Annotated in this window: 19 protein-coding genes; 10 read left to right on the top strand and 9 right to left on the bottom strand. The window is 60.9% G+C overall.

Annotated elements, in window-relative coordinates; genetic code table 11:
• Positions 1-219: 219 nt before the first annotated feature.
• The 3 genes from ASE94_RS21070 to ASE94_RS18775 all read left to right on the top strand — a co-directional run bounded on the left by ASE94_RS21070 (position 220) and on the right by ASE94_RS18775 (position 1,398).
• Positions 220-396 carry a hypothetical protein gene (locus ASE94_RS21070; RefSeq protein ID WP_156352222.1) on the top strand — a complete coding sequence of 59 codons (177 nt, stop codon included), beginning with the start codon at positions 220-222 and terminating at the stop codon, positions 394-396.
• A 136-nt stretch (positions 397-532) separates the two neighbouring features.
• Positions 533-934, top strand: a complete 402-nt coding sequence (locus ASE94_RS18780; protein ID WP_062631603.1) for a VOC family protein — start codon at positions 533-535, stop codon at positions 932-934.
• 65 nt (positions 935-999) lie between these two features.
• The gene (locus tag ASE94_RS18775; RefSeq protein WP_062631602.1) at positions 1,000-1,398 is read left to right on the top strand and encodes an aldehyde-activating protein; all 399 of its coding nucleotides are present in this window, start codon (positions 1,000-1,002) and stop codon (positions 1,396-1,398) included.
• Between the two features lie 54 nt (positions 1,399-1,452).
• Here ASE94_RS18775 and ASE94_RS18770 read toward each other — a convergent pair whose 3' ends face one another.
• From ASE94_RS18770 to petA, 5 genes are all read right to left on the bottom strand, one after another.
• Positions 1,453-1,986, bottom strand: coding sequence for an adenine phosphoribosyltransferase (locus ASE94_RS18770; RefSeq protein WP_061910478.1), 534 nt, complete (start codon positions 1,984-1,986; stop codon positions 1,453-1,455).
• 26 nt (positions 1,987-2,012) lie between these two features.
• Positions 2,013-2,207 (bottom strand): hypothetical protein, encoded by a 195-nt coding sequence (locus ASE94_RS18765; RefSeq protein ID WP_156352221.1) that lies wholly within the window; start codon positions 2,205-2,207, stop codon positions 2,013-2,015.
• A gap of 155 nt (positions 2,208-2,362) precedes the next feature.
• On the bottom strand, positions 2,363-3,235 hold the full coding sequence (locus ASE94_RS18760; RefSeq protein WP_320408926.1) for a cytochrome c1: 873 nt from the start codon (positions 3,233-3,235) through the stop codon (positions 2,363-2,365).
• 14 nt (positions 3,236-3,249) lie between these two features.
• Complete coding sequence (locus ASE94_RS18755) at positions 3,250-4,503, bottom strand: cytochrome b N-terminal domain-containing protein (RefSeq protein ID WP_061910474.1); 1,254 nt, start codon at positions 4,501-4,503, stop codon at positions 3,250-3,252.
• Between the two features lie 14 nt (positions 4,504-4,517).
• Positions 4,518-5,069, bottom strand: coding sequence for a ubiquinol-cytochrome c reductase iron-sulfur subunit (gene petA, locus ASE94_RS18750; RefSeq protein WP_082461317.1), 552 nt, complete (start codon positions 5,067-5,069; stop codon positions 4,518-4,520).
• Between the two features lie 208 nt (positions 5,070-5,277).
• Between petA and ASE94_RS18745 the strand changes: the two genes are divergently transcribed.
• The 4 genes from ASE94_RS18745 to ASE94_RS18730 all read left to right on the top strand — a co-directional run bounded on the left by ASE94_RS18745 (position 5,278) and on the right by ASE94_RS18730 (position 8,077).
• On the top strand, positions 5,278-5,742 hold the full coding sequence (locus ASE94_RS18745) for a tRNA (cytidine(34)-2'-O)-methyltransferase (protein ID WP_062631826.1): 465 nt from the start codon (positions 5,278-5,280) through the stop codon (positions 5,740-5,742).
• Positions 5,743-5,760: 18 nt separating this feature from the next.
• Positions 5,761-6,633 carry an oxygen-dependent coproporphyrinogen oxidase gene (hemF, locus tag ASE94_RS18740; RefSeq protein ID WP_062631600.1) on the top strand — a complete coding sequence of 291 codons (873 nt, stop codon included), beginning with the start codon at positions 5,761-5,763 and terminating at the stop codon, positions 6,631-6,633.
• Between the two features lies 1 nt (position 6,634).
• A complete protein-coding gene (locus ASE94_RS18735) occupies positions 6,635-7,810 on the top strand; it encodes an AAA family ATPase (RefSeq protein ID WP_062631599.1) in 1,176 nt (391 codons plus the stop codon).
• Positions 7,811-7,879: 69 nt separating this feature from the next.
• Positions 7,880-8,077: a DUF1059 domain-containing protein gene (locus tag ASE94_RS18730; protein ID WP_062631598.1), complete on the top strand. Its 198-nt coding sequence runs from the start codon at positions 7,880-7,882 to the stop codon at positions 8,075-8,077.
• Here the strand turns inward: ASE94_RS18730 and ASE94_RS18725 are convergent.
• The 3 genes from ASE94_RS18725 to ASE94_RS18715 all read right to left on the bottom strand — a co-directional run bounded on the left by ASE94_RS18725 (position 8,074) and on the right by ASE94_RS18715 (position 10,491).
• Positions 8,074-9,243: a CCA tRNA nucleotidyltransferase gene (locus ASE94_RS18725; RefSeq protein ID WP_082461316.1), complete on the bottom strand. Its 1,170-nt coding sequence runs from the start codon at positions 9,241-9,243 to the stop codon at positions 8,074-8,076. The two genes, ASE94_RS18730 and ASE94_RS18725, sit on opposite strands and share 4 nt — an antisense overlap.
• The gene (locus ASE94_RS18720; RefSeq protein WP_162236120.1) at positions 9,240-9,866 is read right to left on the bottom strand and encodes a CoA pyrophosphatase; all 627 of its coding nucleotides are present in this window, start codon (positions 9,864-9,866) and stop codon (positions 9,240-9,242) included. Before ASE94_RS18720 ends, ASE94_RS18725 begins: the two co-directional genes overlap by 4 nt.
• 76 nt (positions 9,867-9,942) lie before the next feature.
• Positions 9,943-10,491, bottom strand: coding sequence for an N-acetyltransferase (locus ASE94_RS18715; protein WP_082461314.1), 549 nt, complete (start codon positions 10,489-10,491; stop codon positions 9,943-9,945).
• Positions 10,492-10,843: 352 nt separating this feature from the next.
• Here ASE94_RS18715 and ASE94_RS18710 point away from each other — a divergent pair, with 352 nt between their 5' ends.
• The gene (locus tag ASE94_RS18710; protein ID WP_062631597.1) at positions 10,844-11,803 is read left to right on the top strand and encodes a glutathione S-transferase family protein; all 960 of its coding nucleotides are present in this window, start codon (positions 10,844-10,846) and stop codon (positions 11,801-11,803) included.
• A gap of 72 nt (positions 11,804-11,875) precedes the next feature.
• Positions 11,876-12,355 carry a hypothetical protein gene (locus ASE94_RS18705; protein ID WP_061910460.1) on the top strand — a complete coding sequence of 160 codons (480 nt, stop codon included), beginning with the start codon at positions 11,876-11,878 and terminating at the stop codon, positions 12,353-12,355.
• A 3-nt stretch (positions 12,356-12,358) separates the two neighbouring features.
• On the opposite strand, the gene ASE94_RS18700 is transcribed toward ASE94_RS18705, so the two are convergent.
• Positions 12,359-12,832: an NUDIX domain-containing protein gene (locus ASE94_RS18700; protein ID WP_156352220.1), complete on the bottom strand. Its 474-nt coding sequence runs from the start codon at positions 12,830-12,832 to the stop codon at positions 12,359-12,361.
• 212 nt (positions 12,833-13,044) lie between these two features.
• Between ASE94_RS18700 and ASE94_RS18695 the strand changes: the two genes are divergently transcribed.
• A complete protein-coding gene (locus ASE94_RS18695) occupies positions 13,045-13,935 on the top strand; it encodes a metallophosphoesterase (RefSeq protein ID WP_061910456.1) in 891 nt (296 codons plus the stop codon).
• The last annotated feature ends 123 nt before the right edge of the window (positions 13,936-14,058 follow it).

Below are 14,058 nucleotides of genomic sequence, written 5' to 3'. Positions count from 1 at the left end.
CGGACGCTACTGACCGCTCTTGGCGCCCTCGCATCGAGGTCCCGCCGGTCATGTTTGCGCGTGTTGCGACGGATGATTTTCGGACGGCTTTGCTCTTCCCCTAATCCCAACTTTCCGCGCTGACGGCGTCGTCACTTCATTTCACTCGCGTTTGGTCTTCTGCACGCTTTGCACGTCTTCAACTGCCTTTGGCTTTCGCCGAGGCGGACAGGATTACTCATGCCTAAAAACCAATTCCAGCGCCCCCAGCCGATCAATCACACCCACAATGTGCCGCGGCATGGCCAACAACAGCCGCGGCCACCACAGCGCCCAAGCAGCAAGACCAGCGCGCAGACCCCGCCGACCGGCCTGCCCTCGCTTGGACAACTGCTGCACACCGATAAACGCCACTAACCAATCGGGCCCGGCGCATCAGCGCCGGGCTCTACTACAGCGACAATCGTTCAGCAGCAGGGCCAAACACCCGCGCTCTAAACTTGCCGCATTTGCTGTCTAACCCGAGAGAGACAACGACAAAGGATAAACGCAAATGGGTGTGATCCACGAGATCGTCTTCGATTGCGACAAGCCCGCCGTTCTGGCTCAGTTCTGGGCTAAAATTCTCGATGGCTATGACGTTCGTGCCTATGACGAAGACGAAATTGCGCGCCTCGCCGCCCTTGGCCTGACGCCCGAGACTGACACGACTGTCATGATTGATGGCCCCGGTCCGTCAATCTGCTTTCAGAATGTCGATGGGCGCGTCTTCGACAACAATCGCGTCCATCTCGATATTGAAGTCACCGATCGCGGCGCCGAAGTCGAGCGCCTCAAGGAAGCCGGCGCGACGGTCGATCGCGTCCTCCCCACCTATACGGTCATGCGCGATCCCGAAGGCAACCAGTTCTGTCTCGTCGACCCACGCGTCGTTCTACAGGCGGCTGCAGCTTAGGACGGTACTGACAGAGGCTGTCAGCGTCCGTGTCTAAGGTTTTCTCACCCTAGAGGAGATCCATCATGTCACTGACCGCGTCCTGCCATTGTGGCGCCACCCGCATCACCCTGCCCCGCATACCGACCGAGGCAAAAACCTGCAATTGCAGCTTCTGCCAGCGGACCGGTGCGGTATGGGCCTATTTCGAGGAGGGCGAACTCGGTTTCGATCAACTCAATGGCGACACGACCTATTCGGCCAGTGGCGGCATGAACCAGCACCACTTCTGCAGCCATTGCGGCATTCAGACTTGGGGTAGCTCTCCCGATTGGGCCTCGGCATATAATGCTGACGGCACTCCCAAGGGCGAACCCGGCGTCGTCCCCGAACGCCGCACCTATGCCATCAATCTCAACACGATCAATGAGCTTGATTGGTCCAAGGTCAGGGTCGAAAAGATGGATGGCCGCAGCAACTGGTAGCCGAAATAAAAATCCCCGCTTTCGCGGGGATTGTTTTGCGCAGTCTAGTTGGCCTTAGTGCCCGTCAAAGGCCATCAGCGAGCTAACCGCAACCTTCTCGGCCTGCAGTTTCGCCGCCCCGCCCAGTGCCGGCAGATCGATGACGAAGGCAGCGTTGTCGCAGGTGGCGCCGGTTCGACGGATCAGGCTGACGGCCGCAATTGCCGTCCCGCCCGTCGCGATCAGGTCGTCGACGATAAGCACCTTATGGCCGGCATGAAGCACGTCGGCATGGATCTCGATCGTGTCGACACCATATTCGAGCGCATAATTCTGGCCGATGGTTGTGCCAGGCAGCTTGCCGCGCTTGCGGACGGGCACAAAGCCGACGCCAAGGGCGATAGCCACCCCTGCCCCGAAAATGAAGCCGCGGGCTTCGATACCGGCAACATGGGTGAACCCCATGCCGCGATGGGCCGCCGCGATTTGCTCGACGCTTTCCTTAAAGCCTTCCGGATGCTCGATCAGCGTAGTGATGTCACGGAACAGGATACCCGGCTTGGGATAGTCCGGAATAGTCCGGACGAGCGACTTGAGGTCGATCGACATGGAAGGCCTTCAAAGAGAGAATGGGCTCAGGGGGTGCGGCGGCCGGCAATATGGCGGGCAATGACGCCGGCATTGTAGGCTGCCGAGCGCGTCGCGCTGATCGCAGCATCGCGCGCCTTCGGATTATTCGCCACGGCGTGAATGCCGGCGCGAACAACGGGATGGCGGCTGATGGTCATGGCAGCGGACACGACGGTGACAGCCAGGCGAATGGCGGACAAGGCAACCTCCTCCAAAGAACCGGTACGGTTCCATATTGCGGCTGACGGCGGGAATGACAAGACCCTTGCGTCGATGTGAGAGAAAAAGCCGCGCCATCGCCTCAAAAAGAAAGGGCTCCCGGAGGAGCCCTTAATCGCTAATCGCGGTGTCGAACTTAGTGCTCGATACCAGCCCAGATCTTGCGCTTTGTGCCATACATCAGGCCGGCAAACAGCACGAGGAAGATCAGCACCGCAAAGCCCGTCTGCTTGCGCGACACGAGGTGCGGTTCCGCAACCCACATCATGAAAGCGGCAACGTCGGTCGAGTACTGCTCGAGCGTCTCGGGAACAGCAGTGCCATTCTCGGCTTCGGCATAGTCGACAACACCATCGGCGAGCGGCGGAGCCATGCCGATAGCGTGGCCGGGGAAGTAGTCGTTGTAATGCTTGCCTTCAGGCAGCTGGAACGGCGTGCCGTCGCTGCTGTGCGGCGCATCTTCCGGCACTTCCTCGTGGTAGCCATTGAGCAGCGCGTGGATGTAATCCGGGCCGCCTTCCTGGTACGCGGTGAAGTAGTTGAAGATCCAGGTCGGGAACGGATCCTTGACGCCACGGGCCTTGGCAAGCACCGAGAAGTCTGGCGGCAGCGCGCCACCGTTTGCGTCGCGGGCTTCCTGATCGCTGGCGAAAGGCGAAGGCCAACGGTCGGCCGGCACCGCCGGACGGCGGCCACCATCAGCCGTCGCATCGTTCACTTCATATTCGAGCGCAAGCGCACGAACCTGAGCTTCGGAAAATTCCGGGCCGCCCTCATCCATCAGGTTACGGAAAGCGAGGAGGTGCGCACTGTGGCAGCTCGAGCAGACTTCCCGGAAAACCTGGAAGCCGCGCTGGAGCTGATTGGTGTCATAGGTGCCGAAGATACCGCCAAACGACCAGGCCTGACGTTCCGGGTGCGGGCCCGCTTCTGCTGCCTGGGCAACAGGAGCCATGGCAAGACCTGCGACAAGCGCGGCAGCGGCAATGATGAGCTTATGCATGTTCATGTTACCGGCCCCGATCACGCGTGTGCCTTGTTTCCGAGAACGCTCTCGGAAATGCTGGTTGGCAGCGGCTTTGGCGTCTCGATCCGCGAGAGCACCGGCAGAATGACCAGGAAGTAGAGGAAATAGAAGGCGGTGCAGACCTTGGCGAGCGTGGTGTAGGGCTCAGCTGCTTCCTGCGCACCGAGATACATCAGCGCGATGAAGTTGATCACGAAGAGACCGTAGAACCAGCGGAACATCGGACGGAACACACCCGAACGTACCTTCGAGGTGTCGAGCCACGGCACGACCAGAAGGCAGGCCATCGCACCACCCATGGCGATCACGCCGCCAAGCTTGGAGTCGATGAAGAGGATGTTGAAGTCGATGGCGCGGAGGATCGTGTAGAACGGCAAGAGGTACCATTCCGGAACGATGTGGGACGGCGTCACCTGGCTGTTGGCCATGATGTAGTTGTCGGGGTGGCCGAGGATATCGGGCGCAAAGAACACGAACCACGCAAACGGGATCATGAACAGCACCATCCCGAACAGATCCTTCATCGTGTAGTACGGATGGAAAGGAACGGTATCGCGGCTATCCTTGACGTCGACGCCGATCGGGTTGTTGTTGCCCGGAACGTGCAGCGCCCAGATGTGGAGCGCGACGACGGCTGCGATGATGAACGGCAGCAGATAGTGCAGCGAGAAGAAGCGGTTCAGCGTCGGGTTACCCACGGCAAACCCACCGAGAACGAGCTGCTTGATGCTGTCGCCGACGAGCGGAATAGCCGAGAAGATGTTCGAGATAACCGTCGCACCCCAGAACGACATCTGGCCCCAGGGCAGGATGTAGCCCATGAACGCGGTCGCGGTGGTGAGCAGGAAGATCACGACGCCGAGGATCCAAAGGATTTCGCGCGGCGCCTTGTAGGAGCCGTAGAAAAGACCGCGGAACATATGGATGTAAAGCGCGACGAAGAACATCGAAGCGCCAACGGCGTGGGTGGCCTGGATGACGCGGCCGCCGCTGATATCTCGACGGATATGCTCGACCGAGTCGAAGGCCAGCGCCACATTTGGCACATAATGCATGGCAAGGATGATGCCGGTGACGATTTGCACGCCAAGGCACATCACGAGAATGGCGCCGAAGGTCCACCAGTAGTTGAGGTTCTTCGGCGTCGGGAAGTCCATGAGATGTTCTTTGGCGAAACGCACCACCGGCAGGCGGTCGTCCAGCCACTTCTCAACGGCAGTTCCCGGAACGTAAGTCGAATGTTCTGACATCGGAAATGCCCCCACTAACCGATCTGGACCAGCGTATCGCTGAGGAATTCATATGGCGGCACGACCAGATTCTTGGGCGCGGGACCGCGACGGATACGGCCGGCAGAGTCGTAGTGCGAACCATGGCATGGGCAGAACCAGCCATCGAAATCACCGGACTGACCAACAGGGATACAGCCCAGATGCGTGCAGTTGGCGATCATGATCAGCCACTGTTCGTGGCCCGGCTTGGTGCGGGCCTCATCGGTTTCCGGATCCTTGAGGTCGGCCATCGGAACGGCTTTGGCCTCTTCGATTTCCTTGGGTGTACGGTGACGCACGAAAACCGGCAGGCCGCGCCATGTGATCGTGACCGACTGGCCCTCTTCGATCGGCGCGATATTGTACTGAATGCTGGCGAGCGCCAGCGTCGATGCGTCGGGATTGAGCTGATTGATCAGCGGCCATACCACCGCGGCAGCACCGACGGCGCCGACTGCGCCGGTGGCGATATAAAGAAAATCCCGCCGGTTTGTGGATGAGTGTTCTGCTTGCGTGGACAAGTCCGTTTCCCCGTACGAATGCATAAATGACGGAGCCGGCACCAGCCTACGACTACATAAGCAGAATCGATAGCCGGCCGCCCTCAAGCGGTCCGTCAGTTGCGGTTCTTTTTGCACTCTCGGCTGGCCTTGTCCAGTGTGCGCCCGATGACAGTTTGCCTTCGCGCAACTATATCTCTGCGCCAGACATGTTCACTGGACCCGGCGACGGCCGGGAATGATGCCCTTGCCCATCGATCTCGCGCTCTATCAGCCTGATATCCCTCAAAATACGGGGACGCTCATCCGGCTGGGCGCCTGCATGGGCATCACCGTCCACATTATCCACCCGGCAGGCTTTCCGATCACGCCCAAGGGCCTTGCCCGTGCGGGCCTCGATTATATCGAGCACGCCAGCATGCGCGAGCACGACAGCTTCTCCCAGTTCGAAGAGTGGCGCGCCGCCGAGGGCCGGAGATTGGTGCTTCTGACCACCAAAGCCAGTCAGTCTGCCTATGACGCGGCCTATGAGGACACCGACATTCTCCTTCTCGGGCGCGAAAGTGCCGGCGTCCCTGATTCTGTTGCCGAGCGCGCCGACCTCCGCGTCCGCATTCCCATGCGTCCCGGCTTGCGCTCGATCAATGTCGCCCTAGCGGGAAGCATGATCATAGGGGAGGCCATGAGACAGATTGGCCGCTTTACAGAGCTGAGTTAAAGGTCCATTTCCCCCGCCATGACCCTTCCTGCCGATATAGAAACCAAGAAAACCGCAGCCTCCGCCTGGTTCCGGAGTATTCGCGACCAGATCTGCCAGTCGCTCGAAGATCTCGAAACTGCGGTCAGTGGCCCCAACGCCAAAATGGCACCGGGGCGCTTCGAACGCACGCCTTGGGATCGCGCGGCCGGGGGCGGCGGCGAAATGTCGATGCTCCATGGTCGCGTCTTCGAAAAGGCCGGCGTCCATATCTCGACCGTCCACGGCAATTTCTCCGAGGATTTCGCGAAGCAAATGCCCGGCACCGAAGCGGGCACCGGTTTCTGGAGCTCCGGCATCTCGCTGATCATCCACCCCTGGAACCCCCACGTTCCGGCGGTGCACATGAACACGCGCATGATCGTCACTGGAAAGCAGTGGTGGGGCGGCGGCGCCGACCTGACCCCCGTGCTCGACCGTCGGCGGACGCAGGACGATCCCGACACGATCGATTTTCACGCCGCCATGCGCGCAGCCTGCGAAACCGCTCCAGGCGCGGATTACGACCGCTTCAAAGCCTGGTGCGACGAGTATTTCTACCTGCCCCACCGCAAGGAACACCGCGGCGTTGGCGGCATCTTCTATGACCAGTTCAACTCCGGAGATTGGGACGCCGACTTCGCCTTCACGCGCTCCGTCGGCGAAGCGTTCCGCACCATCTATCCGGAAATCGTCCGCCGCAACTTCGAAACACCTTGGACCGAGGCCGATCGCGACGAACAGCTTGTGCGCCGCGGCCGCTATGTCGAGTTCAACCTGCTCTACGATCGCGGCACGACCTTTGGTCTCAAGACCGGCGGCAATGTGAATTCGATTCTCTCCTCCATGCCGCCCGCGGTGAAGTGGCCCTGACATGACCCTCGCGGCGCTAGAGATCATCGGTTATCGATCGGTGCGCCGCATCCGTTTCCCCCTGCGCCAATTGACCGTCCTCGTCGGCGGCAATGGCGTCGGGAAAACAAATCTCTACCGCTCGCTCGAATTGCTGCAGAGCGCCGCCAAGGGCACGCTGGCCGACGAATTGGCCCGCGAAGGCGGCCTCTCCTCGGTCTTTTGGGCGGGCGGCAAAAACCTCACGGAAGACGGCAGTTTCGACCCCAAATTCCGCACCGACGGCTATCGCTCCGGCGAGCCCCAACGGCTGGCGCTCGAAGCGGAATTCAGCGAACTCGATGGCTTCCCGGACGGTTTGAACTACCGGCTCGAGGTCGGTTTCGCACCCGCCGAAAGCGCCGCGGCCTTCCCCAATGAAGCGCAGGTGAAAACCGAACTGGCGACGATGCGCCATCGGGGCAAGCCGGTCATGCTGATGGAGCGCAAGGGCAACATCGCCTGGGCGCGCGACGCCGATGGACGCCGGGAAGTCGCCGATGAAGACTTGCTGCCCAGCGAACCTGCCCTCTCCCGCCTGGGCGGACGTCCTGAAATCGCCCGGCTGCGCGACGCCATCCTCGGCTGGCGCTTCTTTCACGGCTTCCGCACCGACCCCGATTCGGCACTGCGCCGCCCCGCCCGCGCCGTGACCTCCCCGACCCTCGCCCCGGACGGCAGCAATCTCGGCGCCGTCTTCGCCACCCTCCGCCACATTCGGCAGGACACCACCGACCTCGACCGCGCCATCGCCGATGCCTTCCCCGGCGTCGCGCTCGAAGTCCCCCCAGTCGGCGAGCACGCGACCTTCGGCCTCCGCTATCCCGAAATGCCCAAGCGGGTGTTTCTGCCCCACGAACTCTCCGACGGCACGCTGCAGTTTCTCGCGCTCGCCGGCGCCTTGCTGTCCTATCGCCTCCCGCCCCTCATCGCCCTCAATGAACCCGAAACCAGCCTCCACCCGTCTTTGCTGCCGATCCTTGCGCGCATGATCGTCAAGGCCGCCGAGCGCAGCCAGATTTGGGTGGTGACGCATGACCGCGACCTGGCCGAATCCATCGCTCAGGAAAGCGGCGTCCTCAGCCGCGAAGTCATCCGCAACGACGACGGCACCTGGATCGACGGCCTCAACATCCTCGGCGAGTTCACCGACGACTAGGTGCGCCGCTGCAACCTATAAGTTTCTGAACCGTTTACCTTCTCCAATAGAGACGAAGGAGAAAACGACATGAAACGTTTTGAATCCGGTACGCTCATTCCCGGCTCAACCTGGAAAGCCGAGGCCGAAAGCGAAGCCGAAGTTGTGCGCCGCGCGGTCGAAAACCTGAAAAATTACCACGGCGAAACCGAAGTGCGACCCGACATGGTCGAGCGCATCAAGGAGCGCATCGTGGACGTTGATAGTGCCTGGGACACCAAGCACTAAATTTGGACGAGCAACTCGTCCTTACTCAAACTGAAGCCGCTCTCGATCCAGAGCGTTTCAAGCCGAGCCAGGGTTTTTCCAACCTCTGGCCCGGCTTTTATGCCTGAATCCAAAAGGTCCTTTCCCGAAACTGGCATCGTCGGGTCAGGCAAACGCCCCAGTTCCCGCGCTGATTCCATCAACCGCTCGCGTGGCCAGTTTTCCCTCGCAGCGGCCACGGCCAGCGCCTCGATGGCATCTTCCCGAAACGCATAGACCGCTCTCGCGATTTGATCCGCCGACGCCAGGCTCGCTGCAGCGGCTATGCGCTTTGCCGTATCGACCACAGCGTTAGACAACCGCCACCGCTCCTGAAATGCATCGAGATCGCCACCGGCCACGATTGACAGCCGCGCCGCCGCCCCTGCCCCACCCAGCGCCTCATATCGCACCAAAGCCGCCAGCGTGTCTCGCGACAGTGCCAGCAACCCGATCTCGCTCATCACTGCCAGCGTCAGCGCCACCTTGGCCAATCCAAGCATGCGCCACATCTCGGCGCCCACCCGCTCGGCGGAAATATGATCGAGCCTGCCCGCCGCATCCTGGCACGCCGCCAACCCCTCCGGATCAAGCCGCTCGCCCCCATGGCTCGCCGTGAACCGAAAGAACCGGAACACCCGAAGGCCATCTTCCGCAATTCTTTCAGTGGCTTGGCCGATAAACCGGACTCTCCCATTGAGCGCATCGCCAGCGCCGCCCAATGGATCGAACAGCGCACCATCCGACCCGCAATAAAGCGCGTTCATCGTGAAATCGCGACGCTTGGCGTCTTCCGTCCAGTCCGTCCCGAACTGCACCTGCGCGTGCCGGCCATCGGTTTCGACATCGCGCCGCAGCGTCGTCACCTCGACACTGGTCTCATTGAGTCGCAGCGTCACGGTCCCATGCTCGATGCCGGTAGGATAGGCCGCAATGCCATGCGCCTTGGCCCGCTGCATCACCGCGACCGGCAGCAGCTCGGTTGCCATATCAATATCGGAATCCGGCCGTAGCCGCCCCATCAGCGTATCGCGCACGATACCGCCCACCGCCCGCGTCTTGCCCTCGGCTCCATCGAGCGCGGCAAAAATCTGCTGCGTCTCTGACCGCTCGAGCCATTCCGCCGCCGGCAATCGGTCCGGAATCACGCCGCAACCTCGCCCAGCACCAAGTCCCGGAATTTTCGCGTCAGGTTCGCCGTTATGCCCCAGATCACGTGCCCATCGTGGTCGATCTGCCAGGTCGAATGTTCCTTGCCGCCGCGGCTGATGCGAAAGCGGCCATAGCTGCCGGAATCCAAAATCCGCTGCAGCGGCACTTCGAACACCGAATGCACCTCACCCGGATTGGGCACGAATGGCCCCGTCGGCGTCACCTCGGCAATAACCGGCGTGATCAGATAATTGCTGCCGGTAAAATAGGGCTCCATATAGCCGAGCACCTTGGCTTCGGCGGGGTCGAGCCCGATCTCTTCATTGGCTTCCCGCAGCGCCGCAGCCCCGGCGTCTTCATCGTCCGCATCGACCTTGCCACCCGGAAAGGCCACCTGCCCCGAATGCGAACGCAGATCCGGCGAGCGCTCGGTATAAAGCACCGTATGCCCCTCTGGCCGCTTCACCAGTCCAATAAGAACCGCCGCCAAAACAGGCGGCCGCGAAAATGGTTCGAGCGGCGCCCAATCGGGCACGAGATCACGCCCCTGCGGCAGGCTCGGCGGCGACGGCAATAGCCGCCCCGCGAGCATTTGGGCAATTGGGGTATCAGAAGACAAAGGGACGTCCGGACAATTGTGCATCGCTGGCCGCAGCTTACGCGACGGTATCAGCCGATGCACCCGTTTTTGCGCTCTACTTGCCGGCGTCGAAGGCCGCGATCGAGCCCTTAAGCGTCGTCGCCAATTCAGGATCATCGGCCAGCAGCAAAACGCGGCTCGTATCGACCGGGCCAGGGAACTGGATATTGCCCGGGGTCGTCGGCACCCAGCCGAGTGGGCAGTAATAATCCTGATCACCAACCAGCAACACGAAGTGTCCCTCGCCCCGCGCCAGCGCCCGCTTGCTGACTTCCCGCGCCAAAAGCTTGCCGGCGCCCCGCTTGCGGAAATTGGGATGGGTCGCGAGCGGCCCAAGGAGATAGCCCTTCATGCCGCCGACGCTGATCGGGGTCATCCACACCGAACCGCAAGCGGTGCCGTCGACCTCTGAAATCAGGCTCAGGCTCTGATCGATCGGAAACCGTTCGCGCACACGAAATGCGGTCCGGGCAAACCGGCCAGGGCCGAAGGCAATGGCCTGCAGATCGTCGACGAAAACATCGTCGGCTGGCGTCGCGGGCCGCACGGTGAGTTGACCGGAAAGAGGGGCAGCAACGGCCTCAGCCGCAACAGGCGTGTTCATGGGTCTGATCCAGGAAAGATTTCGTGCAGAAGAACAAGCGGTAGCCCCTCGGACACCGCGCGAAAACGACCAACTAGGGTCGTCGGAACATCTGCAAAACCTTCACCATCCTGGACGCCTCCACGTCTGAATCCGCATTAGCACCAGCGTGGTCACGCGTAAATGGGAATATCTGCGTCATGGCCGAAATTCCTCTCTCCAATGGATCGGTGTATCCCAAATGCACAACGCATTGTTGCGCGCGCGGTGCCTTATCGTTGTTGCCCCCCGCCTTTAAGTATCGGCCAGACGCAACGATTACCCCCACATGAGCGTAGAAAACCGACAGCAAGATGACCGAAAGGGACCAAAGATGGGACAGTTGATCGACGGCGAATGGTCGGACAAATGGTACGACACGAGCAAGACGGGCGGCAAATTCGTCCGCTCCCAATCCGGCTTCCGCAATTGGGTCACGGCCGACGGCAGCCCTGGCCCGAGCGGTGAAGGCGGCTTTGCCGCCGAAGCCGGCCGCTATCACCTCTATGTCTCCCTCGCCTGCCCCTGGGCTCACCGCACCTTGATCTTCCCCAAGCTCAAGGAACTCGAGAGCCTGATCTCGGTCTCGATCGTCTCGCCCAAAATGCCCGACGAAACCGGATGGAGTTTCAAGACCGACGAAGGCTCGACCGGCGACACGCTGCTGAACAAGGATTATCTCTGGCAGGTCTATACCGAAGCCGATCCGCACTATACCGGCCGCGTCACCGTCCCTGTCCTCTGGGACAAGAAGACCAAGACCATCGTCTCTAATGAAAGTGCGGAAATCATCCGCATGTTCAATTCGGCTTTCAATGAGCTGACCGGCAACACCGACGACTACTATCCCGAAGCCCTGCGCGGCCGCATCGACGAGATCAATGCCCGCGTCTATGACGACATCAACAACGGCGTCTACAAAGCCGGCTTCGCGACCACTCAGGAAGCCTATCAGGAAGCAGCCAGGAAACTTTTCGACGCCCTCGATTGGGTCGAAGGCCTATTGGGCGACAATGCTTACCTGACCGGTGACAGCATCACGGAAGCCGATTGGCGCCTGTTCACGACGCTGGTGCGTTTCGACGCCGTCTATTTCGGCCACTTCAAATGCAATCTCAGGCAGATAGCGGATTATCCGAATCTCTCGCACTACCTGAAAGCGCTCTATGAAGTGCCGGGCGTCAAGGAAACTGTCGATATCGGCCATATCCAGACGCACTACTACTGGAGCCACACGACGATCAATCCACACCGGATTGTGCCCATTGGCCCCAAGCTGGCCTTCATGGACTAAGCCGAGTTCGAGAAAGGATCGTTTGCAGAAAAGGGACGTTGTGCCACCGACACTTTTTCGGAGCACACCCCCATGTTGCGGTCCTTTCTCATCGGTCTCGTCGCAGGACAGCGCGGCATTAGCCCGCTTGCGGCAATCGCCATTGCCACTAATCGCCAGGAAATCGACGCTAGCCTGCCGTTCCAGAAACTCTTCCGCAATCCGGTCGTCACCGCAGGCGCGACAGCCTTCGCTGCCGCAGAAATGGCCGGCGATAAGATGAAATCGGCCCCTGACCGAATTGTGCCCATTGGCCTAGCCGTCCGGAGCATCACCGCAGCCTATGCCGGTGCCGCCCTTGCTCCGAGAGATCAACGCACCACGGGCGCGGCCCTGGCTGTCGTTACCGCCCTTGCATCATCCTATGTCGGCTGGCGCATTCGCTGCGCCGCCATGGAGCGCTACGGCCAGACTAAGACCGGCTTGGTCGAAGACGCTATCGTTTTTGGCACGGGCCTCGCCGTGGCCAACCCAAGTCTCACGCAAACCAAGCGACTGCCCGGCCGCCGCTAAGCCTCAATAACCCCACACATCGCGCTTGGGCGCACCGTCGAAAACCTCGTCGATGCGCTGCGACGTCGCGGGGGTTACGCCGTCCGGCAGCTTTGTGATCTCGAACCAGCCGCATTCGGCGATTTCGTGGTCCTTCTTCCGCTCGAAGGCAAATTCATGCTGCCGGGCGATATAAAGCAGAACATGGTCGCGGTTCGTCACGACACTGGTGTTGTGATAGACGCCAAAGAGCTCCATCGGCCCCGTTACCCGATGCCCGGTTTCCTCCAGCGTCTCGCGCGCGGCCGAAGCCTCCGCCGTCTCCCCCGGCTCGATCCCTCCGCCCGGAAACTGCCATCCGGGAATGAGTGTATGCTTGATCAGAAAGACCTTATTGCCATCGATCAGCATCACCTTGGTGCCGATGGTCATATGGCGGATAATGCCGATAATCGTCAGAAACACCTTGGCACGGACGCGCTGGAATCGGGTCAGCATCGGCAGTCGTTCTCCTGAAAACTGATCGAGGGGTAGCGTTTCCAGCGCAAAAGTCGATAGTTCATTTTGCTGGCTGCCATGCAGCCAAGCGGTTTCCTCATGCGTTTGCGCCGCATGATCCAAGTGGATAAAGCCGATTTGTCCTGAATTTCCCGCCCCAGGTCCCGATTGACCGTTTCCCTGCTGCCCAGCATCTGGCAAAACCCCATTCGATGATTACGCTCGCGCACATTTCGGACCTCCACCTGTCTCCTATGCCCGAAGTGGGTCTCAAGGACTTGGTGGGAAAACGCATCACCGGCTACCTCAATTGGAAGCTGAAGCGCCACGGTGAGCTTAATGCCGAAACGCTCTCGCGCCTCGTTGCCCATATGCAGGAGCAGAACGCCGATTTCACCGCCGTCACCGGTGACATGACCAACCTCGCTCTGCCCACCGAAGTACGCCGCGCTGGCGATTGGCTCAAAGCACTTGGCGGTTCCGATAAGGTTGCCGTCTGCCCTGGCAATCACGACGCCTATGTGCCCGGAGCCCTCGAAAATGCCCGAGAAGAATGGGGCAGCTATCTCGAAGGCGAAACGCTCGAGGGCGAAACCTACCCCTTCGTCCGCCGCGTCGGCGATCTCGCCATCGTCTCCTGCTCGAGCGCCGTCCCCACCGCTCCATTCCTCGCCATCGGCCGCTTCGAAGAAAAGCAGGCTGCGCGGCTCGATCGAATGCTCAAACTCCTCGGCGATGCCGGTTATTTCCGCGTCGTCATGATCCATCATCCGCCCAATCCCGAGCTGCAGCACCCCTCATTCGGCCTCAAGGGCCACCGCATCTTCCGCAAGGTGATTGCCGAACGCGGTGCCGAATTGATCCTCCACGGCCACACGCATCGCTCCTCGATCCACCACATCCCCGGCAACGAGCACGAAGTGCCCGTCATCGGCGTCGCAGCAGCGAGCGCCGCGCAGGGCGGCACGCTCGACGATCCGGCGCGCTACAATCTCTTCCGCATCGAAAAAGCCGGCAATGGCTGGTCCTGCACCATGCGCGAATACGGCTTCCAGCGCATCGGCACCGATATCGTCATGCGCATGCAGATGCGTATCTACTAAGGGCATGCGGAGATTCAGGTCAGGGCAGAGCGAAAACGGCGGTTTTCGAGAACCGGAACGGAGCGTACATTTGGGTACGTGAGTACCGGAAGCGCAGAAAATCGCAGTTTGCAGCCTGCCATC

The sequence above is a fragment of the Devosia sp. Leaf64 genome (assembly GCF_001421945.1).
In the GTDB taxonomy this organism is placed as follows: domain Bacteria; phylum Pseudomonadota; class Alphaproteobacteria; order Rhizobiales; family Devosiaceae; genus Devosia.
The sequence above is the reverse complement of the archived record's forward strand: the minus strand, read 5'-3'. Positions and strand labels throughout refer to the sequence as shown.

Coding starts and splice junctions, on each gene's coding strand:
- ASE94_RS21070 (WP_156352222.1), top strand. CDS start 220: ATGCCTAAAAACCAATTCCAGCGCCCCCAGCCGATCAATCACACCCAC.
- ASE94_RS18780 (WP_062631603.1), top strand. CDS start 533: ATGGGTGTGATCCACGAGATCGTCTTCGATTGCGACAAGCCCGCCGTT.
- ASE94_RS18775 (WP_062631602.1), top strand. CDS start 1,000: ATGTCACTGACCGCGTCCTGCCATTGTGGCGCCACCCGCATCACCCTG.
- ASE94_RS18770 (WP_061910478.1), bottom strand. CDS start 1,986: ATGTCGATCGACCTCAAGTCGCTCGTCCGGACTATTCCGGACTATCCC.
- ASE94_RS18760 (WP_320408926.1), bottom strand. CDS start 3,235: ATGAACATGCATAAGCTCATCATTGCCGCTGCCGCGCTTGTCGCAGGT.
- ASE94_RS18755 (WP_061910474.1), bottom strand. CDS start 4,503: ATGTCAGAACATTCGACTTACGTTCCGGGAACTGCCGTTGAGAAGTGG.
- petA (WP_082461317.1), bottom strand. CDS start 5,069: ATGCATTCGTACGGGGAAACGGACTTGTCCACGCAAGCAGAACACTCA.
- hemF (WP_062631600.1), top strand. CDS start 5,761: ATGACCCTTCCTGCCGATATAGAAACCAAGAAAACCGCAGCCTCCGCC.
- ASE94_RS18735 (WP_062631599.1), top strand. CDS start 6,635: ATGACCCTCGCGGCGCTAGAGATCATCGGTTATCGATCGGTGCGCCGC.
- ASE94_RS18730 (WP_062631598.1), top strand. CDS start 7,880: ATGAAACGTTTTGAATCCGGTACGCTCATTCCCGGCTCAACCTGGAAA.
- ASE94_RS18715 (WP_082461314.1), bottom strand. CDS start 10,491: ATGAACACGCCTGTTGCGGCTGAGGCCGTTGCTGCCCCTCTTTCCGGT.
- ASE94_RS18710 (WP_062631597.1), top strand. CDS start 10,844: ATGGGACAGTTGATCGACGGCGAATGGTCGGACAAATGGTACGACACG.
- ASE94_RS18705 (WP_061910460.1), top strand. CDS start 11,876: ATGTTGCGGTCCTTTCTCATCGGTCTCGTCGCAGGACAGCGCGGCATT.
- ASE94_RS18700 (WP_156352220.1), bottom strand. CDS start 12,832: ATGCTGACCCGATTCCAGCGCGTCCGTGCCAAGGTGTTTCTGACGATT.
- ASE94_RS18695 (WP_061910456.1), top strand. CDS start 13,045: ATGATTACGCTCGCGCACATTTCGGACCTCCACCTGTCTCCTATGCCC.